Raw genomic sequence first — 18,261 nt, forward strand, 5'->3', positions numbered from 1 at the left:
TCGCGTGCTCGGCAGGCTTGTGATTGGGGACGACATGGCGGTCAGCGAAAGCTTAGCGACAGGAACAGTGGCCAAGAACGGCCGCGATGTCTTCTTCGCCATCGGCATCGTCATCATCCTGGCCGTGCTATTCCTGCCGATCCCGGCCTTCCTCATCGACATCGGCCTCGCCTTCTCGATCGCACTGTCGGTGCTGATCCTGATGGTGGCGCTGTGGATCCAGCGGCCGCTCGATTTCTCGTCCTTCCCGACCGTGCTGCTGATCGCCACCATGCTACGGCTATCGCTCAACATCGCCACCACGCGCATGATCCTGTCGCACGGCAATGAGGGCACGCACGCCGCCGGCTATGTCATCGCCGGCTTCTCCAAACTTGTGATGGCCAGCGATTTCGTCATCGGCCTGATCGTCTTCATGATCCTGATTGTGGTCAACTTCATCGTCATCACCAAGGGCGCCACCCGTATTGCCGAAGTCGGCGCCCGCTTCACCCTCGACGCCATCCCCGGCAAGCAGATGTCGATCGACGCCGACCTGTCCGCCGGCATGATCGACGACAAGACAGCGCAACTGCGCCGCCGCGAGTTGGAAGAGGAATCCTCCTTCTTCGGCTCGATGGACGGTGCCTCGAAATTCGTGCGCGGCGATGCCATTGCCGGCCTCATCATCACCGCAATCAACATCGTCGGCGGCATCGCCATCGGCTACATCAGGCACGGCATGGGCATGGGCGAAGCCGCCGATGTCTTCATCAAACTGTCGGTCGGCGACGGCCTGGTCACCCAGATCCCGGCGCTGATCGTTTCGCTCGCCGCCGGCCTGCTTGTGTCCAAGGGCGGCACGCGCGGCTCGACCAACCAGGCGGTGTTCGGCCAGCTCGGCGCGCATCCGCGCGCGCTCTATGTCGCGGCCTCGCTGCTCGTCCTGCTCGGCCTGATGCCCGGCCTGCCGTTCTTCCCGTTCTTCACGCTAGCCGCCGGCATGGCCGGCCTTGGCTACGTCATCCCGATGCGCGCCAACCGCGAGGCTGCCGCCGCCGAAGCGATCAAGGATCTGGAGAAGGCGAACAAGGTCGAGGAAGAGAAGAACTCGGTCAAGGCTTCGCTGACCACCGCCGAGATCGAGCTTCTGATCGGCAAGCAGCTGTCGACGCGGCTGCTGGTGTCGCATCAGGAACTGGTGTTCCGCATGGCCAAAATGCGCAAGAAGTTTGCCACGCAATATGGCTTCGTCGTGCCGGAAGTGCGCGTCGCCGACGATTTCGGCATTCCGCCGAAGAGTTATCAGATCAAGGTCCACGGCACCGTCGTCGCCGAATACCAGATGCGCGTCGGCGAGATCATGGTGCTGCTCGGCAACCGGGATTTGCCCGACGTTCCCGGCGAGGAAATCCGCGAGCCGGCCTTCGGCATGCGCGCCTTCTCGGTGCTGGAAACCTTCGCCGAGGATCTGAAGCGCGAGAACTATACCTTTGCCGACAACATGTCGGTGCTGCTCACGCATTTGTCCGAGGTGATCCGCAACAACCTGCCGCAGCTTCTGTCCTACAAGGACATGAAGGCGCTGCTCGAGCGGCAGGATCCGGAATACCGCAAGCTCGCCGACGAGATCTGCACCTCGCACATCTCCTATCCCGGCCTGCAGGCGGTGCTCAAATTGCTGCTGGCCGAACGCGTATCGATCCGCAACCTGCATTTGATCATCGAGGCTATCGCCGAGATCGCGCCGCATGTGCGCCGCACCGAGCAGATCGTCGAGCATGTCCGCATCCGCATGGCCCAGCAGATCTGCGGCGATCTCTCCGAGGGCGGCATGCTCAAGGTGCTGCGCCTCGGCAACCGCTGGGACCTCGCCTTCCACCAGAGCCTCAAGCGCGACGCCAAGGGCGAGGTGCGCGAATTCGACATCGACCCGCGCCAGTTGGAGGAATTCGGCCAGGACGCGACCAAGGCGATCCGCAAGCATCTCGAGGCCGGCGAGCGTTTTGTCCTCGTCACCGCGCCCGATGCTCGCCCCTATGTGCGCATGATCATCGAGCGCCTGTTCACGACGCTTCCCGTTCTCTCCCATGTCGAAATCGCCAAGGGCGTCGAGATCAAGGTGCTCGGGACGATCTCGTGAACATACTGTCGCAAGGCGTCGTCATCGCCGCCTTCCTCGCCTTCTGTCGCATCGGCGCCTGCTTCATGCTGATGCCGGGCCTGTCCAGCGCTCGCGTGCCGGTCCAGGTCCGGCTGTTCGTGTCGATCGCCGCCACCGGTGGCCTGCTCGCCTTCCTGTGGGACAAGATCTTTCCCTTCGTCGATGCGCGTCCGCAGGTGCTGGCGCCGATGATCATCTCCGAACTTTTGGTCGGCGGGCTGATCGGCGCGATGACGAGGCTCTACATGGAGGCGCTGCGCTTCATGGGTTCGGCCATCGCCATGCTGATCGGCTATGGCGGCACCGGCGGCCCCGCCATCGAGGAGCCAGAGCCGCAGGCGGCCCTCGCCGCCATCATCTCGTTTTCAGCGTTGCTGCTGCTCTTCGTCTTCGATTTCGACCACGAGATCATCCGCGCTCTGGTCGCCTCCTACACGGTGGCGCCGGTCAACGTCTTCTTCAATCCGCAGGCCGCCCTGGTCGATCTCACCGACACGGTGTCGGACGCCTTCTTCCTGGTCATCCGGCTCGGCAGCCCGTTCATCGCCTATGCCATCCTGGTCAATTTGACGATCGGCTTCGTCAACAAGCTGACGCCGCAGATTCCGGTCTACTTCATCTCACTGCCTTTCGTCATCGCCGGCGGCATGATCATCTTCTACTTCGCCATCGGCACCATGCTGTCGCTGTTCGTCGACGGCTTTGTCGACCTGACGCTGGCGAGGTGAGATGAGCACGCGCAAGGAACGGCTGAAGAAACTGGTCAAGGTGCAGGAGCAGTTGAAGGCCCTGCACGAGACGCGCCATGCGGCCTTCCTGGCGGCAGCGGCAACCGCCGAAACCGAGGCCAGGGAACTTGTCCAGCATTTCGACGCCGACCAGTCGATGGCGGTGCTGTTCCCTGATCTCTACCATCGCCGCATCGCCAATGCGCTGGTCCGGCAGGAAGCGAGCTTGGAAAGCGCCAGGCAGGAGGTCACGCTCATCGCCACTGCGACGGCGCGCACCAACATGGTCGAGCGCGCCTACAAGGACGTGCGCCGACAGGACGAACGCGAACGCTCCGACCGCGACCGGCTCGATCTGGTCGCGCAGAGGCGAGGGCAGGAATAATCGGAAGTTAGAGCCGGGTCACCTGCGGACGGCGTTCGGTTTCGTTCCGTGCGGCGGGCTGTGTTGGGTGTACGGCGCCGTGTTCGGCCTCTGCGCCTACGCCACCTACGATCTGACCATGGCGACGCCGGCAGCGCCCACCGCAAACGACCAGATCGCATCGACCCAGCCGGAGTTGCCGCTGCTGATAGCAATGCCTAGCATCCGGCGAAGGATTTCGAGCCGGCAAGCCTGCCACAAGCTTGCTGCGGCATGGTCGCTCAGGAAACCCGGCAAAGAGGCGGACTTTCTTGGCGATTTCTCCACCCAGCGACATCGTTCTCGATGTTGCCCGAGCCGTCGACCCGACGGATATCGAGGCTGCCCGTGCCGCGCTGGCCAAGCGGGCCAACGGCGTTGGCGGCGCCTTTTTGGTCGACATGGCGGCTTCGGTGGATACCGGCTCGATCTTGTCGCGTGCCACGGCCGACAAGGCCGCCGCAAATGCCGATCCCGCCAGCAAGTTCAAGAAGTTCGAGGCGATGGTCTTGCAGACCTTCATCCAAAACATGCTGCCCAAGGACACCGAGGGCGTCTACGGCAAGGGGTTGGCCGGCGACATGTGGAAATCGCAGCTTGCCGAGCGTGTCGCCGACGTCATGGCCGAGCGCGGCGGGATCGGCATCGCCAAATCGCTGCTCGCCGACCACTACAAGGACGGCAAGCGCACCGTGCCGATCGGCCCGGTGTCAACCGGGCCGCACAAGACCGAGATCGACCAGCAGACCCGGCTGTCCACCTCGCTGGTCGAGGAATTGCAGCGCAAGGCCGCACGGTCGATGACCGGCGACGAGACGACCATCAAAACCGAAATCAAGATCTAGACCAGGATTTTCAATGGCCGATTTTTCAAAATACTCTTCCAACCTGCCGGCGCGTACGTCCGAAGCGCCGATCCCGTTTGCACGGCCGGGCAACCTTGCCGCCATCATCGGCCGCATCGAGGAAGCGGTCGAGGAAGAGACGGCCGGTTTGAAGAACGACACCAGCTATGACCTCAAGGCCTCCAACGCCCGCAAGAGCCGCTACCTCTATGAGCTGACCCGCGCCATGAAGGGCGCCAACGAGATCGAATTCCTGGAACAGCATCGCGACAGTCTGGCGCGGCTGCGCCAGAAGCTCTCGAAAAACGAGGCTGCAATCCTCGCCCACCTCAACGCGGTCAACGAAGTCGCCACGCTGTTGAAGAACGCCATTCAGCGCGCCGAAGCCGACGGCACCTATTCGGCCGGCGAATTCGGTTGGGCGAGCTGATGATCTCGGCACCAGGCGGGAACAACCGGTGATCAAATTCATCGCCGCCGCGATCTGGATCTGCGCCGCCACGCTGGGCGCCGTGTTCTATTCGTTCCAGTCGGCCGGTGAGCGCGGCGTCGGCGAGACGCCGAAACCGATGCTGGGTGGCCTCGACTACGTCAAGACCGACATCATCTCGGTGCCGCTGATCCGCGATTCCAAGATCGACGGCTATTTCCTCACCAAGCTCGTCTACACGGTCGAGCCGGCCGAGATAAAGAAGATGTCGATTCCGGCCGAAGCCCTGATGACCGATCAGGTCTATTCCTATCTCTACTCCAATCCTCAGATCGACTTCACCAAGAAGGAAACCATCGATCTCGATGCCTTCCGCAAGGCCATACGCGACACCGTCAACGCGCGCGTCGGCGCCGACCTGGTGCATGAAGTGCTGATCGACCAGGTCAACTTCCTGACCAAGGACGAAATCCGCGACAACGCCATGCGCCGCCGCAAGGATCCGGCCACGCCGACCGAACCGGCCCCGGCGGAATCGGCCCAGGCCGAGGCGGCGAAGTCCGCTGCTGAACACTAACCTTCATCGCAGGGTGAATGTCTCTGCCGCATTCCTTCCGACTGAAACGAGATGACGCATCGCGCGTTGACGTTTACGTCAACTCGAAGCTATATGCGCCAAGCGACCAGGATCGCGGTACGCGCGAGACAGCGACTTCGGCGGAGGCCGGTCACTGAAGCGCGGCAAAACGCAACGAGACCAGGAGAACAGTCATGAGCGTTCAGGACATTGCCGAGAAGATGAGGTCGCGCGTGGCGAGCGCCGGGTTCGAACATTCCGTGAAGTTCGACACCGGCACCGACGGCGTCATCGTCATCGATGGCGCGACCGTCTCAAACACCGATGCGCCGACCAACTGCACCATCAAGCTGTCGCTCGACGATCTGGATTCGCTGATCGCCGGCGACCTCAATCCGACCATGGCGTTCATGTCCGGCAAGATAAAGGTCGAAGGCGATATGTCGGTCGCCATGGCGCTCAGCCAGCTGATCGGCTGAGCCCTTCGCAAAAACAAAACGCCGCCCTCGCTGAAATGCAAAGGACCGGCGGCGTTTGTTTGTGACCAATCAGGCGGCCAGCGAGAGCCTCTGTGTCTTGAGCTTGCGACCTGCAGCCTTCAGCGTGCCATGCGCGCCGTCGAGCGCACCATCGATCAGTTCCAGCGCGAGCAGGCGGTGCCGCTCGTACGGACCAGGCATGGCTAGCGCGCCGGTCTTCTCCGCCGAAAAGCCGAAGCGACCGTAATAAGGCGCATCGCCGACCAGCAGCACCGCGGCATGGCCGAGACGCGCGGCCTCGGCCAAAGCATGGCGCATCAGCGCCGAGCCGATGCCGGCGTTCTTCAGCGCCGGATCGACGGCGAGCGGTCCGAGCAGAAGTGCTCCCGGGCCGCCCTCGCCCAGACGTACGTCCCACAGCCGCACCGTGCCGGCAACCGCGCCGGCGGCATCCCGCACGACAAAAGCGAGACCTTCGGAAGGCCGGCGGCCACGCCGCAGCTTCTCCGACGATTTCTTGCGCCGCATCGGCCCCATGGCGCGATCGAGCAACGCTTCACGCGATCCAATGTCTGCCGCAGTTTCGGCGACGATGGGAATGGCGCCGGCCATCTCCCCCTCGGGGGGGGAGAATCCAATGCCGTCAATGTAATTTACAATGTCCATTTCCGCGATCCTTCACGAGCGGAGCTTGTTCCACAGGCGAACCCGGGCGGACGCAAACGTCCGCCTGGGGTGATCTGAAGGCCGAAGCCGTCAGATCACGTAGGATCGGAGAGGCTCGAAGCCGTTGAAGGCGACCGCCGAGTAGGTGGTCGTGTAGGCGCCGGTGCCTTCGATCAGCACATCGTCGCCGATGGTCAGCGACAGAGGCAGCGGATACGGCGTCTTCTCGTACATCACGTCGGCCGAATCGCAGGTCGGGCCGGCGAGCACGCAAGGTGCGGTCTCCGAACCGTCATGGCGGGTGACGATCGGATAGCGGATCGCCTCGTCCATCGTCTCGGCCAGACCGCCGAACTTGCCGATGTCGAGGAACACCCAGCGCACATTGTCGTTTTCGGCCTTCTTCGAGATCAGCACGACTTCCGACTTGATGACGCCGGCATTGCCGACCATGCCGCGACCCGGCTCGATGATGGTCTCAGGGATCGCATTGCCGAAATGCTTGCGCAGCGCCGAGAAGATGGCCTGGCCATAGGCCTGGGCCGCCGGCACGTCACGCAGATAGCGCGTCGGGAAACCGCCGCCCATGTTGACCATCTTGAGGACGATGCCTTCATCGGCGAGCGTGGCGAACACCTTCTTGGCGTCGGCCAGCGCACGGTCCCACGCCGTCAGGTCGGTCTGCTGCGAGCCGACATGGAACGACACGCCATAGGCGTCGAGGCCGAGCGTCCTGGCATGGCGCAGCACGTCGACGGCCATCGCCGGCACGCAGCCGAACTTGCGCGACAGCGGCCACTCGGCGCCTTCGCCGTCGGTCAGCACGCGGCAGAACACGCGGGCGCCGGGAGCGACGCGGGCGATCTTGTCGACTTCCTCGACGCAATCGACGGCAAACAGCCGAATGCCGAGCTGGTAGGCGCGTGCAATGTCACGCTCCTTCTTGATGGTGTTGCCGAAGGAGATACGGTCCGCCGGCGCACCGGCGTCCATCGCCATCTCGACCTCGGCAACGGAAGCGGTGTCGAAGGATGAGCCCATCGCAGCAAGCAGGCGCAGGATTTCCGGCGCCGGATTTGCTTTCACCGCATAGTAGATCCGGGAATCGGGCAGCGCCTTTTCGAAGGCGCGAAAATTGTCGCGCACGACATCGAGGTCGACGACGAGGCAGGGGCCGGACGGACGTCGGGTGGCGAGGAAGTCGAGGATGCGCTGAGTGGCCATCGGGGTCTCTCCATTAACGCCTTGCGGCGCGCAATAAGGCTGCGGACGCGGGCTCTCGGCCTCGCGACGCGCGGTCAAACAAAGGCGGGACGGAAATTCATGGAACCAGCCGGTGGAGACCCCGGAACCATGAAACGCCGTCTCGCGGCGGTGAACCTTGGCCTTGCCCGGCCTCGGTTCGCTTTGTCTGCCTTGGCTTGGATGGGAGACCCGTCCGCACTGCCGGCAATGAAGGTGTGCCTCTTCAGTAACCCCGGTCTTTGGACGACCGGCAGAACACCAGAAAGGCCCGCACCGTCGTTGCTTCAAGGTGTCCTCGGGCTGGCGGTTGGCCGCTAGACCGACTGGAGGGGTTAGCTCCAGTTACCTTACCGATTTCCCTCACCATTCGAGGATCGGCGGACACCCACAGGCACGTGCGACTTTGGGCAAGCGCGATATAAGATCGAAAGATTTCACAATCAATAAAAATCGTATCCCAGGTTGTAAAATTTCCGGCATCGAACAATGCTGGGCCTACTGTATACGGATATCGAACGATGCCAGGCACGCACGGCCCGCTCAACGCCTTTCTTGACCTGCGCCGCATGCCGGTCGCCAATGCGGAACTGGGGCCGCTGGCCGGGCTCAGGCTGGCGGTAAAGGACATTTACGACGTCGCCGGCTACCGCACCGGTTGCGGCAATCCGGTGAAGTTCGACGAGGCGCATGCCGCGTCCAGCACGGCACCGGCCGTGCAGATGATTCTCGACGCCGGCGCGCGCTTCATCGGCAAGACGCAGACCGACGAGTTCGCTTTCTCGCTGATGGGCCAGAACGCGCATTTTCCGTTTCCGGTGAACCCGGCCGCTCCCGATCGCGTCACCGGCGGTTCCTCGTCAGGCTCGGCGGCGGCGGTGGCCGGCAAGCTTGCCGATATCGCCACCGGCTCCGACACCGGCGGCTCGATCCGTGCCCCGGCGAGCTTTTGCGGGTTGATCGGGCTGCGCACCACGCATGGCCGCATTTCGCTCGAAGGCACGATGAAGCTGGCGCCGAGCTTCGACACATTCGGCTGGTTCGCCGACGACATCGAGACCTATGAGACAATCGGCAAATTGCTGCTCGGCCGCGACCCGCATCCGTATCCGCTCACCCGGCCGCTTTCGATCCGCTGGCTGGACGCTTTCGTGGCCGGCCCCGCTGAGGCAGCCGAATATGCCAGGATGAGAGCGCTGGCCGCCAGTCTTATCGGTGAGCCGGCGCCGGTAGAGTACAGCTTCGCCTCCTTCCCCGACGAGCTCTACTGGTGCTTTCGCCGCCTCCAGGCCGCCGAGGCATGGCAGCAGCATGGCGCCTGGATCATTTCTGGCGAGCGCGATCTCGGGCCGGGCGTCGAGGAGCGCTTTGGTTTTGGCCGCACGATCGACGAAAAGACCGCGCGGGCCGAGGCGGTGCGCCGCCTGACGTTCCGCTCCGAGCTAGCCGCGCTGCTCGGCCAGGACGGGTTTCTTGTCCTGCCCACCGTTCCAGGCCCCGCACCTCTGGTCAAAAGCGAGCCGCAGCAGCTCCAGGCCTACCGCGAAAGGGCCTTGCATCTTTTGTGCCTTTCGGGTCTTTCAGGCTTTCCGCAAATCACCCTGCCGCTGGGCTCGGTTGACGGTGCCCCTTTCGGCCTCTCGCTGCTCGGCCCTCCCGGCAGCGACATTGCCCTGATACGGCTCGGCCGGCGAATTCTCGATGCGGCACGAAAGGCCTGATGATGGATACACTGACCCGCATGCGCGCCTTCATCGACGTCGTCGAGGCCGAAGGCTTTTCGGCGGCCGCGCGCAAGATCGGTCGCTCCAAGGCGCTGCTGTCGAAATATGTGCGCGAACTCGAGGACGAACTCGGCGCGCTGCTGCTCAACCGCACCACGCGGCAGTTCTCGTTGACCGAGGCCGGCCATACCTATTACAGCCGCGCTTCGGAAATCGTGCGCGAGGTCGACAGCCTGGCCGACGCCGTGCGCGAATCCTCCGGCGACGTGCGCGGCAGGATCAAGCTGTCGGCGGCGCGCACCTTCGCCGATGCGCCGATTGGCCAGTCGCTCATCGACTTCGCCAAGCAGCATCCCGACATCGTCCTCGACATCCATCTCGACGACCGCTTTGTCGATCTGGTCGAGGAAGGTTTCGATCTTGCCGTGCGCATCTCGCGGCTGGAGAACTCATCGCTGATCGCCCGCCGCCTGGGGCCGTTTTCGATCAAGCTTTGCGCCTCGCCGGAGCTGATCGCCAAGCACGGCAAGCCGACGCGCCCGCAGGATCTCGCCAACTTGCCCTGCATCGTCGACACCAATGGCCGCTCGCTCGCCAACTGGCGCTTCAGGGGCGATGGCGAGGAGTCAGTCAGCGTCAACGTATCGGGTCCCATCGAGGTCAACAGCCCGATGGCAGCGCGAGCCGCCGCCGTGTCCGGCCTGGGCTTCACCATCCTGCCCGATTTCATCGCCGCCCCCGACCTCGCATCCGGGCTGCTGGTGTCGTTGCTCGACGACCGCATCCAGTCGGGCAGCGGGATTTTCGCCGTCTACCCGCACCGTCGCTATCTGCCGGCCAAGGTCCGTGTCTTCGTCGATTTCCTGGTGCAGTGGTTCAAGAACCGCGAGAGCGCCTGACCCGGTCTTGCCGTGCCGCGGTCCCAATTTCGCCCCGTTTCTGGTAACCTCTCGACATCTCTCCGAGGCCGATGGAACAGCGACCGAGAATGCATCTGAAACGGCACGCAATCATGCTGGCTTCGGCCTTGGCGGCGCCTTTTGCCGCCGTCGGAGCGGCTGGCGCGCATCCTCATGTCTTCGCCGAGGCCCGCCTCGACGTGATCCTCTCTCCGGATCACCAAAGTGTGAAAGCGCTGCGTCACCTCTGGCGTTTCGATGATCTGTTTTCGAGTACGGTGATGATGGAGTTCGACAAGAACTCCGACCTGAAGCTTGACGACAAGGAGCTGAAGGATGTCGCCGACACCGTTCATGCCTCGCTGGCCGAGTTCAATTATTTCCAGCTCGTCACCGTCGACGGCAAGGACGTGCCGATGACGCCGCCACCGCATCTTATGGCCAATTTCGAAAACGACCAGCTGATCATCCTGTTCGAATCCGAACCCAAGATGCCGATCAAGCTCGCCGGCAAGATCGATTTCGGCGTCTACGATCCAACCTTCTATACGGCGATCGACTTCACCGAGGATAGCAACATCACGGTGGAAGGCCTGCCCTCGAACTGCACCAAGAGCGTCATCCGGCCCGACCCGGACGAGGCGATCAAGGAAAACCAGAAGACCCTGACGGACGCGTTCTTCAACGACCCGACAGGCACCGACATGAGCAAGATCTTCGCCACCAAGCTCGAACTGAATTGCCCGCCAGAAGGATATATCCGGTGATGAAACCGTCCCTGCGTTTGGCATTCGGCCTCGTGGCCGCTGCCCTGCTGATGACGCACTTTCTCGGGCAGGCCCATGCCCAGAGCTCACTCGGCATCGGTGTCAATGACGGCATGGCGCCCACCACCGGCCCGTTCGCCCACATCCTGATGTGGATCAATCTGCGCCAGCAGGAATTCTACCGCGCATTGGCTACGGCGATGAAAGCAATGCGCGAGGACGGCAGCAAGATGTGGCTGCTGATCGGCCTGTCCTTCGCCTACGGCATTTTCCACGCCGCCGGCCCCGGCCACGGCAAGGCGGTGATCTCGTCCTACATGGTGGCCAATGAAGTGGCGCTCAGGCGCGGTATCCTGCTGTCCTTCGTCTCGGCGCTGCTGCAGGGCCTGACCGCGATCCTGGTGATGCTGCTTGCCTATTTCGTCCTGCGCGGCACCGCCATCTCGATGACCGACGCAGCCTGGTTCATGGAGATCATGAGCTATGTCTTCGTCACTTTGTTCGGCGCCTGGCTGCTGTGGCGCAAGCTCGGGCCTACGGTCCTGCGCTGGTTCGGCAAGGCGCCCGCCTACAGCCTGTCGGCAGCCCACGCCGGTCATTCCCATGGCGGCCATTCGCATGCCGCTCACAGCCACGCGGCGCATGCGCATTCGCATGCCTTGCATGTGCATCACGACCATTCGCATGATCATCACGATCACGCTGCGCACGACCACGACACACACGATCGTTCCCATCACGACCACGCTCATCACGATCACGCCGCTCACGATCACCCAGCCGGCGAGGTCTGTGATACGTGCGGCCACTCACATGCGCCCGATCCGGCGCTGCTGTCGGGCGACCGCTTCGACTGGCGCACGGCCTGGTCGGCTGTAGCCGCCGTCGGCATCCGCCCCTGCTCCGGCGCGCTGATTGTGCTGAGCTTCGCTTTGCTCAACGGCCTGTGGCTCGGCGGCCTGCTGTCGGTGCTGGCGATGTCGATTGGAACCGCCATCACAGTCTCGGCGCTGGCAACGATCGCAGTCACCGCCAAGAACTGGGCGGTCTATTTCGCCGGCGACGGCCGCATGGGCAACCGCATCCACACAGTCGTCGAAATCGGCGGCGCCGCCTTCGTCTTCCTGTTCGGGCTGTTGCTGTTGTCGGCGAGCCTGTCCGGAGCTGTGTGACCTCGGCGGGTCAGGCCTGACCCGCGATCATTCCGCCCAGCTCATCCTCGATATGAGCGCGGATGATTTCATCGAAACTGTTTTCGGCGCTGAAGCCGAGGTCCCTTGCACGGCGCGCCTCGAAGCGCGTCGGCCAACCCTTGACGATCGCCCAGATCGTCTCGTCGGGCTCCTCACGGATCAGGCTCGCCACCTCGGCGCCTGCAGTGCGCTCCAGCGCCTCGATCTGCTCGCCGACGGTGACGGCAACGCCGGGCATGGTGAGGTTGCGGCGCGGCCCGACAGCGGCACCGTCGAGCCCGGCGGCATGGATCAGGAAACCGACCGCAGAGCGCGGGCTGGCATGGGTGTGCAGCACCGAGCGCGGCACCGGCAGGATCGCCTCGTGGCCGCTCAGCGGCTCGCGGATGATGCCGGAGAAGAAACCTGACGCCGCCTTGTTCGGCTTGCCGGGCCGCACGCAGATGGTCGGCAGCCTTATGCCGATGCCGTCGAAGAAGCCGCGCCTGGAATAGTCGGCCAGCAGCGCTTCGCTCATCTGCTTCTGCGTGCCGTAGGAGGTCAGCGGCGTCGGATGAAAGTCGTCCGGGATGACATCGGGGAACGGCGCGCCGAACACGGCGATCGACGAGGTGAAGACGAGGCGCGGCGCAAAGTCTGCCAGCCGCACGGCGTCGAACAGCGCCCGTGTGCCGTCGAGGTTGACGCGGTAGCCGAGATCGAAATTCGCCTCCGCCTCACCCGACACGATGCCGGCGAGATGGAACATGACGTCGGGGCGTGACGCCACCAGGCTCTCGGCAGCACCGGCGTCGGCAAGGTCGCCCGTATGCGTGGCGATGCTGACGCCATCCATCGCGGGCGCCTGCGGCGGCACGATGTCGTGCAGGTCGAGCCCGGTGATCTTGCGGCCGTTGAGCGTGCCGTCCTTGGCCAGCCGGTCGACAAGTTTGCGGCCGACCATGCCGGCGGCGCCAGTAATCAGGATGCGCATTTCAAAGCCTCTTATTTGCCCTTGTTCTGGCTGCGGCCCCGCAACCAGAACACCAGAAAGAATGCCAGCACGAAGGCGATGCCGACGATGCCGGCAAGTACGGTCGAGACATTGCCGACGGCCAGCATCACGGTCGGCAGATAGAACGCCGCGATGCCGAACAGCAGCATGATCCAGGCTGCGGCAATCAGCGCGTTTCGCGTGTCGCGATCCATCATGCCGTCCCGCCACAGCGGGAACTCGTCAACTCGGATGCCAATGCCATGAAATTCCCTGTCAGTGATAATGGCCGTGATGCGGTGGCGCACCATGGTCGTGGTCATGATCGTGCTCGTCATGGCTGTCGGCGCACTGGCCGAATTCCGGTTCGACCGTCGCGTGGCTGATGCCGTGTTCGGCGGCGAGCCGCTTCTTGATGGCGCTGACCGCCTGGTGCGGATCGACGCCATCGTTGAGGCAGGCATGCAGCGTCGCCATGTTGCTCGACCCGTCCAGCGACCAGACATGCATATGGTGCACCTCGCGCACGCCCTTGATCGTACCGGCAATATCCTTGGCGATGAGATCGCGGTCGAGCCTTGCCGGCACGCCTTCGAGCAGCACATGGGCGGCTTCGCGCATCAGCGACCATGCGGTGGACAGGATCAGCAGGGAGACCAGCACCGACAGGATCGGATCGATCGGCGTCCAGCCGGTGGCCAGGATGACCAGCGCCGCCACGATCGCCGCCGCCGAACCGAGCAGGTCGCCCAGCACATGCAGGATGGCGCCGCGCATGTTGAGGCTGTCGTGGTCGCCGCCATGCAGCACGAAGAACGAGGCGAAGTTTACCAGAAGGCCGGCGATCGCCACCACCAGCATCGGCCCGCCCAGCACCGGCGCCGGCGTCATCAGCCGGCCCCAGGCTTCGTAGACGATCCACAGCGCAATGGCGAAGATGGCAATGCCGTTGGTGTAGGCAACCAGCGTCTTGACTCGGCCGAAGCCGTAGGTGAGGCGCACCGTCGCCGGCCGCCCGCCAAGATGGAAGGCGTACCAGGCAAGGCCAAGCGCAATCGAGTCGGCGAGCATGTGGCCGGAGTCGGCCAGCAGCGCCAGCGATCCCGTCAAAAGGCCGCCAAGCCCTTCGGCCACCATGAAGCCGGCGGTCAGGCAGGCTGCGATCAGCACACGCTTCTTGTCGGTCGAGCCATGCACGTGGCCGGCGCCATGCCCAGCATGCAAACCATGATCATGGCTGTGCGCCATCGGAAAAAACTCCTGTTACGCGCCGAACTCGGCGCGGAAATCCTCGAGCCGCCGCTTCTGCCGGCCTTCGCCATCGAAATTGGCAGGATCGAGCCATGCCTCATAGGCTTTGCGCAGCGCCGGCCATTCCTTGTCGATGATCGAGTACCATGCCGTATCGCGGTTTTCACCCTTGACCACAAGATGCTGGCGGAAAATGCCCTCGAACTTGAAGCCGAACCGTTCCGCCGCGCGCTTTGACGGCTCGTTGCGGTTGTTGCATTTCCACTCGTAGCGGCGATAGCCGAGCCCGTCGAAAATATACTTCATGAACAGGAACTGCGCCTCGGTCGCTGCCGGCTTGCGCGAGATCAGCGGCCCCCAATAGATGTTGCCGATCTCGATGACGCCATAGGTGGGATCGATGCGCATCAGCGTCTGTCGCCCGGCGGCCTTGCCGCTGGCCTTGTCGATGACGGTGAAGAACAGCGGATCCTCGCTCGCCTCGACCTTGTCCAGCCATGGCTGGAAATCGGCGCGGGTTTGCGGCGGGTGGTCGGGCAGCCAGGCAAAGCGTCCATCGATGTCGGGCACCGACGACGCCTCGTACAACCCATCGCCATGCTTTTCGGCGCTCAGCGGTTCGAGCCGGACATAGCGGCCGTCAATGGGCTTGCGCTCGGGCCGCGGACGCGCTTGCCAATCTTTGAGATTTTCCGACACGCAAAACTCCAATCCGTTTGACTTTGTGAGCAGACGCTCACAAAAACGCGACCTAACAGCAAGAACCACACGGACGGGAAAAATGCTCCACACGATTTCGGCCTTCGACCGTCTCGGCGAGGAAAACGCCTTTGCCGTGCTGGCGCGGGCGACCGCACTGGCTCAACAGGGCCGCGACATCGTCAATCTCGGCATCGGCCAGCCCGACTTCAAAACGCCGCAGCACATTGTCGAGGCCGCGATCAAGGCGCTGCGCGACGGCCACCATGGCTACACCCCGGCCAATGGCCTGCTGGCGACGCGCGAAGCGGTGGTGCGGCGCACGCTGACCACCACCGGCGTCGAGGTCTCGCCCGAGAATGTAATGATCCTGCCCGGCGGCAAGCCGACCATGTTCGCGGCCATCTTGATGTTCGGCGAACCCGGCGCCGAGATCCTCTATCCAGACCCAGGCTTTCCGATCTACCGCTCGATGATCGAGTTCACCGGCGCCGCGCCCATTCCGGTGCCGATCCGCGAGGAGAACGGCTTTGCCTTCTCGGCAGAAGAGACGCTGGCGCTGATCACGTCGAAGACCAGACTGCTAATCCTCAACTCACCGGCCAATCCGACCGGCGGCGTCACGCCGCGCGCCGAGATCGAGAAGCTGGTGAAGGGACTGCAAGCGCATCCGCAGGTCGCTATCCTCTCCGACGAAATCTACGACGTCATGACCTATGACGGCGAGACGCATTTTTCGCTGCTCAATTTTCCGGAAATTCGCGACCGGCTGATCGTGCTCAACGGCTGGTCGAAGACATGGGCGATGACCGGCTGGCGCTTGGGCTGGTCGATCTGGCCGAATGGCGACAAGGGCGGGCATCTCTACGACAAGGTCCGCAAGCTGGCGGTCAATTGCTGGTCCTGCGTCAACGCGCCGAGCCAGTTCGCCGGCATCGCCGCCATCGACGGCCCGCAGGACGATGTCGACAAGATGATGCGCGCCTTCAACAACCGCAGGAAGATCGTGGTCGAGGGGCTGAACGCGCTGCCCGGCATCTCCTGCATTACGCCGAAAGGCGCATTCTATGCCTTCCCGAATGTTTCGAAGACCGGCTGGAAGGCCAAGAAGCTCGCCTCGGCACTGCTTGAGGAGGCCGGCGTGGCGCTGATCGGCGGCCCCGATTTCGGCATTCTCGGCGAAGGCTACATCAGGCTTTCCTACGCCAATTCCGAAGAGAACATCTTGCACGCGCTGGAGCGGATCGAGGCGTTTTTGAAGAGGTAGGCCTTCGGCTGTTCACCCACGCCCCACGAACGGCATCTTGGTCGCCATCACCGTCATGAACAGCACGTTGGCGTCGAGCGGCAGGCTGGCCATGTGGACGACGGCGTCGGCGACGCGCTGGACGTCCATCACCGCTTCGGCGGCGATGGTGCCATTGGCTTGCGGCACGCCGACCGTCATTGCGTGCGCCATATCGGTCAGCGCGTTGCCTATGTCGATCTGGCCGCAGGCGATATCATAGGGCCGGCCGTCGAGCGCCAGCGTCTTGGTCAGCCCCGATATGGCGTGCTTGGTCGCGGTGTAGGGCACCGAGCCCGGCCGTGGCGCATAGGCCGACACCGAGCCATTGTTGATGATGCGGCCGCCCATCGGCTTTTGCTTGCGCATGGCGCCGAAGGCGGCGCGGGCGCACAGGAAGGATCCGGTGAGATTGACGCCGACAATATCGTTCCAAACCTCGACCGGTATCTCGTCGATCGGCGTCGACTTGTAGCTCATTCCGGCATTGTTGAAGAGCAGGTCGACGCGGCCGAAGGCTGCGGCCACCGTCTCGAACAGATCATCGACTTCGCCGGCCTTGCTGATGTCGCAGGCAACTGCCAGCGCCTTGGCGTCCGTTTTCCCGGCTTCGGTAATGGCGGCGTCGAGCACCGCTTTGCGGCGGCCGCAAAACACCGTGTTCCAGCCCGCCTTGAGCAGCGCCGTGGCGACGCTCTTGCCGATGCCGGTGCCGGCGCCGGTGACGATGGCGGTTTTCTCTGTGAGGGCTGTCATGGATTTCGCTCCTGCGCGCCGCGCATCCCGGCACAGATCGGGGTGCATCCGAATGCACCGACCCATCGCAAATGAAGGCGATCATGGCAAGTCGGACACTGTGCATGTCGCTCAAAGTGGCCCCGGTTGTGAGAGAACGACATGCATCAGGACAAAAACATGAAGCGCGGCGCACTTTATGTGATCGGTCCAACAAAAAAGGGCGGTCATTGGCGACCGCCCTGATCTGAACCGGGCTTGGGAGGAGGAAAGCCGATCCGACTGACTAAAATCATGCGCTTCCTCGGTAAACGAGACGTTAACGCATTTTTTCCGGCCTCGGCCCCCCTGCCCCAGGCGCGCGGCTGCGTTGTCTACCAGCGCGGGTTCGGCGCCGTGCCTGACGGAACCGGCACCTTGGCCGCCGACACCGTCGCCTCGACATGATCGACGAGCGCATCCGGCAGGCCGAGCCGGCCGGCGAGCAGGTCGAGATAGCCGCGTTCGGCGCGCGTATCGGGGTCAATCGTCAGTCGCGACGCCGTGTAGAGCTCGAGCCTCTGCTCATCGGTCTTGGCGCCGGCGACCAGCGTATCGAGGTCGAGCGGGCTGTCCAGCTCGGCCATCAGAAACTTTTCCGCTTCCGTGCCGATGCCGGCCAGACTGAGCTTGCCGGCGATCTTTTGGCGTTCCGCGTCATCGACATGGCCATCGGCCTTGGCCGCCGAGACCATCGCCCGCACCAGGGTCAGCGTGAACTCGTCCTCGCCCTGTGGCGCCTGTGAAGGATGAAAGCCGGTGTCGGCGGGCGGCGGCAGCAATTCCGGCTGGCCGGCCGCCGTCGCCTGCTCGGGTGCATTGCCGGCCTTGTAATTCTGGTAGGCCTTGTAGGCGAGACCGCCAATCGCAGCCAAACCGCCGAGCTTCACGGCCGTGCCGGTGACCTGCCGTCCCGTGCCGGTGCCAAGCAACACCGCGGCCAGCGCCCCGGCGGCCAGCGGATTGTCCTTGGCCATCTGCACGGCCTGCCCGGCCTTGTCGCGGACGGTGCCGGTTGTGCCGGGAACTTGCGAGCCGAGCAGATCGTCGAGAAGCTTTTTGGGGTCGAACATGGTGCCTCCAGAAAAGGGCCCGCGAAACGTGGACGGGCAGGTTTTGGACGTTGCAGACGTAGGGCCCGCACACTGACATTACAATGACGGACGCACGCTTTGCTATCGGC

General features: G+C 63.7%; 20 protein-coding genes. 12 read left to right on the plus strand and 8 right to left on the minus strand.

All coding sequences use genetic code 11. From position 1 onward, the window contains the following. Positions 1–34: 34 nt before the first annotated feature. The 7 genes from flhA (at position 35) to NKI46_RS01645 (ending at position 5,605) form a co-directional block, all read left to right on the plus strand. Positions 35–2,122, plus strand: coding sequence for a flagellar biosynthesis protein FlhA (flhA, locus tag NKI46_RS01615; RefSeq protein WP_023671908.1), 2,088 nt, complete (start codon positions 35–37; stop codon positions 2,120–2,122). After that, positions 2,119–2,871, plus strand: coding sequence for a flagellar biosynthetic protein FliR (gene fliR / locus NKI46_RS01620; RefSeq protein WP_023691740.1), 753 nt, complete (start codon positions 2,119–2,121; stop codon positions 2,869–2,871). The genes flhA and fliR overlap by 4 nt, the downstream gene beginning before the upstream one ends. A 1-nt stretch (position 2,872) precedes the next feature. Next, on the plus strand, positions 2,873–3,256 hold the full coding sequence (locus NKI46_RS01625) for a hypothetical protein (protein WP_023817282.1): 384 nt from the start codon (positions 2,873–2,875) through the stop codon (positions 3,254–3,256). Between the two features lie 290 nt (positions 3,257–3,546). After that, positions 3,547–4,119: a rod-binding protein gene (locus tag NKI46_RS01630; protein ID WP_352744432.1), complete on the plus strand. Its 573-nt coding sequence runs from the start codon at positions 3,547–3,549 to the stop codon at positions 4,117–4,119. A 13-nt stretch (positions 4,120–4,132) separates the two neighbouring features. Beyond that, positions 4,133–4,549 (plus strand): hypothetical protein, encoded by a 417-nt coding sequence (locus tag NKI46_RS01635; RefSeq protein WP_023686384.1) that lies wholly within the window; start codon positions 4,133–4,135, stop codon positions 4,547–4,549. A 28-nt stretch (positions 4,550–4,577) separates the two neighbouring features. After that, complete coding sequence (locus NKI46_RS01640; RefSeq protein WP_352744435.1) at positions 4,578–5,126, plus strand: hypothetical protein; 549 nt, start codon at positions 4,578–4,580, stop codon at positions 5,124–5,126. Positions 5,127–5,320: 194 nt separating this feature from the next. Beyond that, positions 5,321–5,605 carry an SCP2 sterol-binding domain-containing protein gene (locus NKI46_RS01645; protein WP_352744437.1) on the plus strand — a complete coding sequence of 95 codons (285 nt, stop codon included), beginning with the start codon at positions 5,321–5,323 and terminating at the stop codon, positions 5,603–5,605. Between the two features lie 69 nt (positions 5,606–5,674). Here the strand turns inward: NKI46_RS01645 and NKI46_RS01650 are convergent, their stop codons facing one another. Beyond that, positions 5,675–6,217 carry a GNAT family N-acetyltransferase gene (locus NKI46_RS01650; RefSeq protein WP_023814605.1) on the minus strand — a complete coding sequence of 181 codons (543 nt, stop codon included), beginning with the start codon at positions 6,215–6,217 and terminating at the stop codon, positions 5,675–5,677. A 144-nt stretch (positions 6,218–6,361) separates the two neighbouring features. Next, positions 6,362–7,495 carry an ornithine/lysine decarboxylase gene (odc2, locus tag NKI46_RS01655; RefSeq protein ID WP_023671923.1) on the minus strand — a complete coding sequence of 378 codons (1,134 nt, stop codon included), beginning with the start codon at positions 7,493–7,495 and terminating at the stop codon, positions 6,362–6,364. 539 nt (positions 7,496–8,034) lie between these two features. Here odc2 and NKI46_RS01660 point away from each other — a divergent pair. The 4 genes from NKI46_RS01660 (at position 8,035) to NKI46_RS01675 (ending at position 12,075) form a co-directional block, all read left to right on the plus strand. After that, complete coding sequence (locus NKI46_RS01660; RefSeq protein ID WP_023737662.1) at positions 8,035–9,234, plus strand: amidase; 1,200 nt, start codon at positions 8,035–8,037, stop codon at positions 9,232–9,234. A gap of 2 nt (positions 9,235–9,236) precedes the next feature. Beyond that, on the plus strand, positions 9,237–10,136 hold the full coding sequence (locus NKI46_RS01665) for a LysR family transcriptional regulator (RefSeq protein WP_023671925.1): 900 nt from the start codon (positions 9,237–9,239) through the stop codon (positions 10,134–10,136). 89 nt (positions 10,137–10,225) lie between these two features. Then, a complete protein-coding gene (locus NKI46_RS01670; RefSeq protein ID WP_023737661.1) occupies positions 10,226–10,903 on the plus strand; it encodes a DUF1007 family protein in 678 nt (225 codons plus the stop codon). Then, entirely contained in the window at positions 10,903–12,075 is a 1,173-nt protein-coding gene (locus NKI46_RS01675) for a nickel/cobalt transporter (RefSeq protein WP_352744641.1), read from the plus strand. Before NKI46_RS01670 ends, NKI46_RS01675 begins: the two co-directional genes overlap by 1 nt. A 10-nt stretch (positions 12,076–12,085) precedes the next feature. Here the strand turns inward: NKI46_RS01675 and denD are convergent, their stop codons facing one another. The 4 genes from denD to NKI46_RS01695 are packed head-to-tail and all read right to left on the minus strand — an operon-like array spanning position 12,086 to position 15,019. Further along, positions 12,086–13,069: a D-erythronate dehydrogenase gene (denD, locus tag NKI46_RS01680; protein WP_023714026.1), complete on the minus strand. Its 984-nt coding sequence runs from the start codon at positions 13,067–13,069 to the stop codon at positions 12,086–12,088. 11 nt (positions 13,070–13,080) lie between these two features. After that, positions 13,081–13,287 carry a hypothetical protein gene (locus NKI46_RS01685; protein WP_023686390.1) on the minus strand — a complete coding sequence of 69 codons (207 nt, stop codon included), beginning with the start codon at positions 13,285–13,287 and terminating at the stop codon, positions 13,081–13,083. A 58-nt stretch (positions 13,288–13,345) separates the two neighbouring features. Continuing rightward, positions 13,346–14,317, minus strand: coding sequence for a cation diffusion facilitator family transporter (locus tag NKI46_RS01690; protein WP_352744440.1), 972 nt, complete (start codon positions 14,315–14,317; stop codon positions 13,346–13,348). A gap of 15 nt (positions 14,318–14,332) precedes the next feature. Then, positions 14,333–15,019 carry a GNAT family N-acetyltransferase gene (locus tag NKI46_RS01695; RefSeq protein ID WP_352744442.1) on the minus strand — a complete coding sequence of 229 codons (687 nt, stop codon included), beginning with the start codon at positions 15,017–15,019 and terminating at the stop codon, positions 14,333–14,335. 82 nt (positions 15,020–15,101) lie between these two features. On the opposite strand from NKI46_RS01695, the gene NKI46_RS01700 reads away from it, so the two are divergent. Next, the gene (locus NKI46_RS01700; RefSeq protein ID WP_352744445.1) at positions 15,102–16,286 is read left to right on the plus strand and encodes a pyridoxal phosphate-dependent aminotransferase; all 1,185 of its coding nucleotides are present in this window, start codon (positions 15,102–15,104) and stop codon (positions 16,284–16,286) included. Positions 16,287–16,298: 12 nt separating this feature from the next. Here NKI46_RS01700 and NKI46_RS01705 read toward each other — a convergent pair whose 3' ends face one another. Continuing rightward, the gene (locus NKI46_RS01705; RefSeq protein WP_352744446.1) at positions 16,299–17,060 is read right to left on the minus strand and encodes an SDR family oxidoreductase; all 762 of its coding nucleotides are present in this window, start codon (positions 17,058–17,060) and stop codon (positions 16,299–16,301) included. 353 nt (positions 17,061–17,413) lie between these two features. Further along, the gene (locus tag NKI46_RS01710; RefSeq protein ID WP_352744449.1) at positions 17,414–18,151 is read right to left on the minus strand and encodes a tellurite resistance TerB family protein; all 738 of its coding nucleotides are present in this window, start codon (positions 18,149–18,151) and stop codon (positions 17,414–17,416) included. Positions 18,152–18,261: the final 110 nt, after the last annotated feature.

The sequence above is a fragment of the Mesorhizobium sp. M0615 genome, from assembly GCF_040320805.1.
In the GTDB taxonomy this organism is placed as follows: Bacteria; Pseudomonadota; Alphaproteobacteria; order Rhizobiales; family Rhizobiaceae; genus Mesorhizobium.

What these genes read in the sequence shown, in the direction of transcription:
- NKI46_RS01705 (WP_352744446.1), bottom strand. Translation starts at nt 17,060, where the DNA reads ATGACAGCCCTCACAGAGAAAACCGCCATCGTCACCGGCGCCGGCACC.
- NKI46_RS01660 (WP_023737662.1), top strand. Translation starts at nt 8,035, where the DNA reads ATGCCAGGCACGCACGGCCCGCTCAACGCCTTTCTTGACCTGCGCCGC.
- NKI46_RS01645 (WP_352744437.1), top strand. Translation starts at nt 5,321, where the DNA reads ATGAGCGTTCAGGACATTGCCGAGAAGATGAGGTCGCGCGTGGCGAGC.
- NKI46_RS01665 (WP_023671925.1), top strand. Translation starts at nt 9,237, where the DNA reads ATGGATACACTGACCCGCATGCGCGCCTTCATCGACGTCGTCGAGGCC.
- denD (WP_023714026.1), bottom strand. Translation starts at nt 13,069, where the DNA reads ATGCGCATCCTGATTACTGGCGCCGCCGGCATGGTCGGCCGCAAACTT.
- NKI46_RS01700 (WP_352744445.1), top strand. Translation starts at nt 15,102, where the DNA reads ATGCTCCACACGATTTCGGCCTTCGACCGTCTCGGCGAGGAAAACGCC.
- NKI46_RS01650 (WP_023814605.1), bottom strand. Translation starts at nt 6,217, where the DNA reads ATGGCCGGCGCCATTCCCATCGTCGCCGAAACTGCGGCAGACATTGGA.
- NKI46_RS01690 (WP_352744440.1), bottom strand. Translation starts at nt 14,317, where the DNA reads ATGGCGCACAGCCATGATCATGGTTTGCATGCTGGGCATGGCGCCGGC.
- NKI46_RS01635 (WP_023686384.1), top strand. Translation starts at nt 4,133, where the DNA reads ATGGCCGATTTTTCAAAATACTCTTCCAACCTGCCGGCGCGTACGTCC.
- NKI46_RS01625 (WP_023817282.1), top strand. Translation starts at nt 2,873, where the DNA reads ATGAGCACGCGCAAGGAACGGCTGAAGAAACTGGTCAAGGTGCAGGAG.
- NKI46_RS01710 (WP_352744449.1), bottom strand. Translation starts at nt 18,151, where the DNA reads ATGTTCGACCCCAAAAAGCTTCTCGACGATCTGCTCGGCTCGCAAGTT.
- NKI46_RS01670 (WP_023737661.1), top strand. Translation starts at nt 10,226, where the DNA reads ATGCATCTGAAACGGCACGCAATCATGCTGGCTTCGGCCTTGGCGGCG.
- NKI46_RS01685 (WP_023686390.1), bottom strand. Translation starts at nt 13,287, where the DNA reads ATGATGGATCGCGACACGCGAAACGCGCTGATTGCCGCAGCCTGGATC.
- flhA (WP_023671908.1), top strand. Translation starts at nt 35, where the DNA reads ATGGCGGTCAGCGAAAGCTTAGCGACAGGAACAGTGGCCAAGAACGGC.
- odc2 (WP_023671923.1), bottom strand. Translation starts at nt 7,495, where the DNA reads ATGGCCACTCAGCGCATCCTCGACTTCCTCGCCACCCGACGTCCGTCC.
- NKI46_RS01675 (WP_352744641.1), top strand. Translation starts at nt 10,903, where the DNA reads ATGAAACCGTCCCTGCGTTTGGCATTCGGCCTCGTGGCCGCTGCCCTG.